This is a genomic window from Kocuria sp. KH4 (genome assembly GCF_053711175.1).
This window is the reverse complement of record NZ_JBSJYX010000048.1, coordinates 1-2,659: the sequence shown is the minus strand read 5'-3', so window position 1 is coordinate 2,659 and position 2,659 is coordinate 1. Positions and strand designations below refer to the sequence as shown.

The following is a 2,659-nucleotide window of genomic DNA, read 5'->3' as shown; positions in this document are numbered from 1 at the left end:
CCACGCACCGCAACCAGGCACCCGCTGGAACCCACTGCCGAGCACCGGAAACCGGCACAGATGTCACGATCTGCGGCAGGGGCCGGCGGATGGAAATTGAGGCTGGGCCGGTGCCTGGTTGCGGTGCTCTGGGCACCTCAGGCGGAGGGGTGCTGCTAAGCGTGTGGGTGCCTGCGTTGGGTCACCGGGACCTCGGGCATCGAATGATGCACTAGGTGTGACGATCCCGGTTGGGGCGGGAGCGGAGGCCGAGGGGACCTCGCATCGCTCGGACTGAAAAGCAAGCGGGGGACACCCCAGACCCCGAAGTATCTGATTTGGCAGCGGCGTGCCCTACCTGAATATTTACAAGCGCCATGACAGAGTGACCGACATGAACACAGCGACGTTTGCCGACGAGTGGACCGATCACTGGTTGCCTCGGGTACCCCTTGCCGGTGACGTGAAGGGCCCGCGGCCGAGCGTGTATCGCCGCTCCCGGGCACGTGCGCTGGAGTACTCCCACATCGAGGCCAATCCACTGGCCGTCCAGTCACTGATCGTCACCGATCACGACGGATCCGACGCCGACCAAATCGCTGATCTCAAGGGCCTGCCCGAGCCCTCCTACATCGCGCTGAACCCCTTCACCCGCTCCGGGCACATCGTCTACGCCCTCTCAGCCCCCGTGTGCCTGACCGACTCCGCCCGTCGGGGGCCGATGAACCTGCTGGCACGGGTCGAGGCGGGCCTGTGCGACGTTCTCAGCGGCGATGTGGGCTACTCCGGACGTCTGACACGCAACCCCTGGCATCAGGGCTCTCTACCCCTCTGGGGGGCCTCTGAGGCCTCCTACGGGCTGCGGGAGCTCTCCTCCGCCCTGAGCGACCTAGGCGCCCTGCCCGGCTATCACCCGCGCGCCACGCTCACCCGCTCAGCGATTGGGCGCAACTGTGCCCTGTTCGACCTCACCCGCCGCTGGGCCTACCGCGCCTGGCGCCGCCACTGCGAAGACCCCACCGAGTGGGAAGCCGTCGTGCACGCCTACGCCTGGGACCGCAACCTGTCCGTCATCGGCGACGAGTTCACCCGCGGCCCCTTGGATGAGACCGAGGTGTTGCACTTGGCCCGTTCCATCTCCCGCTGGACCTGGCGGAAGTTCTGGTACCAAGGCGGCCCTACCGCCTACGACGTCCGCTTCACCGCCACCCAATCCGCCCGCGCCAAGAAAAGCCACACCACCGGCAATCGCACCGTCACCGACAAGATGCGGGCCGCCAACACAGCCCACGGCTTCCAACCCAAAATCGACCGCAAGACGTTCATGCAGGAGGCCTTCTGATGTCCGCTGAAATCCGGCAACGACGGAAGACAACCGCGAAGGAACTCGCCGCACGGCTCGGATGCTCCGAACGGACCGTACGGCGTATTGCGGCCGAGCCTCGCGCCGAGTTTCTTGCTCGAGCTGCTGAACGTCGCGCCCGTGCCTTGTTGCTACGAGAGGCCGGACACACCTATAAGCAGATCGCCGAAGAAATGGGTGAGAGCGTCGGTGCAGTGGGCCGGCTCATCTACTCCGCCCGGCAACATACGAGAGAACTCACGACCGGACTAGACGAGCAGTCACCGGATCCTCAAAATAATGCGCGGTGAAAGGCATCTCACCTGAAAGGCCGGGGCCCCTCCCCGGCCTTTCGCATGCCCAGCGCAGCGCTCACCCGCTCTGCGTGGTGCCCCGGTCAGCGGCCGGTCTCGTTCTATGGCACATAGAACATAGCTTTGCTCTGCCACCGCGAAGACAGGATGAACGGATGAACCAGGTACCCCCACAGAAAGAACCAAGCCAAAAACGACGCCGCACCTACACAGCCGCAGCATGGACATCCATCGCCGTATCCGCGGCTCTAACGCTGGCCCTCATCGACTGGACGAACACCGGAAGACCGAGACCGTTGTGGGCGCTGCTACTGCCTGCACTCAGTGGGATCCTCGGCTGGATCGCCGGCCTACTGGCCAACAAACCCCTGCTCAGCTTCCTGGCCGCAGCCTTCGGCTTACTCGCCATCCCCGCAGCAATTTTCAGCGTGACCCTGCACCAAGGGCCCTGAACACTTGGACCGCCACACCTCTTGCATTCTTGGCCGGAGGCTCCCGAGCTCACCTCTCCGGGGCTTCCGGCGGCTCGTTCAGCTGCGCCATGAGACCCCCGAATGCACGCCGCTCCACCTGGTGCCGCTCCTCGACGCGGTGGGCCCAGTAGCGGGCCTCCATCGTCGGCAACAGCTCCTCGATCGCCTCCCGCAGGTAGTACCCGCGCGACCGTTGCGTCGTCTCCGCCAACCGGTCCAGACGCTCGATCACCTCCGCCGGCAGACGCACCGAGACCACTTGACCACCCGGTGCCGTGCGCTTCTCCACGTCGATCTCTCCCTCCGCTGACGATCACTTGTAAACAATGTTTACAACCACCTCAGGCGCTCCACCCCGACCACAGCCAGGCCACCACAGAGCGACCGAAGCCGACACGCCTGGAGCAACCACGCACCGCAACCAGGCACCCGCTGGAACCCACTGCCGAGCACCGGAAACCGGCACAGATGTCACGATCTGCGGCAGGGGCCGGCGGATGGAAATTGAGGCTGGGCCGGTGCCTGGTTGCGGTGCGTGGTTGCTCCAGGCG

At 65.3% G+C, this 2,659-nt stretch carries 4 protein-coding genes; 3 read left to right on the top strand and 1 reads right to left on the bottom strand.

All coding sequences use genetic code 11. The annotated features are described in order from the left end of the window. Nucleotides 1-373 precede the first annotated feature (373 nt). The 3 genes from ACWCOM_RS18410 (at nucleotide 374) to ACWCOM_RS18400 (ending at nucleotide 2,087) form a co-directional block, all read left to right on the top strand. Nucleotides 374-1,321, top strand: coding sequence for a replication initiation protein (locus tag ACWCOM_RS18410; RefSeq protein ID WP_454550189.1), 948 nt, complete (start codon nucleotides 374-376; stop codon nucleotides 1,319-1,321). Then, entirely contained in the window at nucleotides 1,321-1,632 is a 312-nt protein-coding gene (locus ACWCOM_RS18405; RefSeq protein WP_454550188.1) for a sigma factor-like helix-turn-helix DNA-binding protein, read from the top strand. Before ACWCOM_RS18410 ends, ACWCOM_RS18405 begins: the two co-directional genes overlap by 1 nt. 158 nt (nucleotides 1,633-1,790) lie before the next feature. Then, complete coding sequence (locus ACWCOM_RS18400) at nucleotides 1,791-2,087, top strand: hypothetical protein (protein WP_454550187.1); 297 nt, start codon at nucleotides 1,791-1,793, stop codon at nucleotides 2,085-2,087. Nucleotides 2,088-2,136: 49 nt separating this feature from the next. Here ACWCOM_RS18400 and ACWCOM_RS18395 read toward each other — a convergent pair whose 3' ends face one another. Further along, nucleotides 2,137-2,397: a ribbon-helix-helix protein, CopG family gene (locus ACWCOM_RS18395; protein ID WP_454550186.1), complete on the bottom strand. Its 261-nt coding sequence runs from the start codon at nucleotides 2,395-2,397 to the stop codon at nucleotides 2,137-2,139. Nucleotides 2,398-2,659: the final 262 nt, after the last annotated feature.

Coding starts and splice junctions, on each gene's coding strand:
- ACWCOM_RS18410 (WP_454550189.1), top strand. CDS start 374: ATGAACACAGCGACGTTTGCCGACGAGTGGACCGATCACTGGTTGCCT.
- ACWCOM_RS18400 (WP_454550187.1), top strand. CDS start 1,791: ATGAACCAGGTACCCCCACAGAAAGAACCAAGCCAAAAACGACGCCGC.
- ACWCOM_RS18405 (WP_454550188.1), top strand. CDS start 1,321: ATGTCCGCTGAAATCCGGCAACGACGGAAGACAACCGCGAAGGAACTC.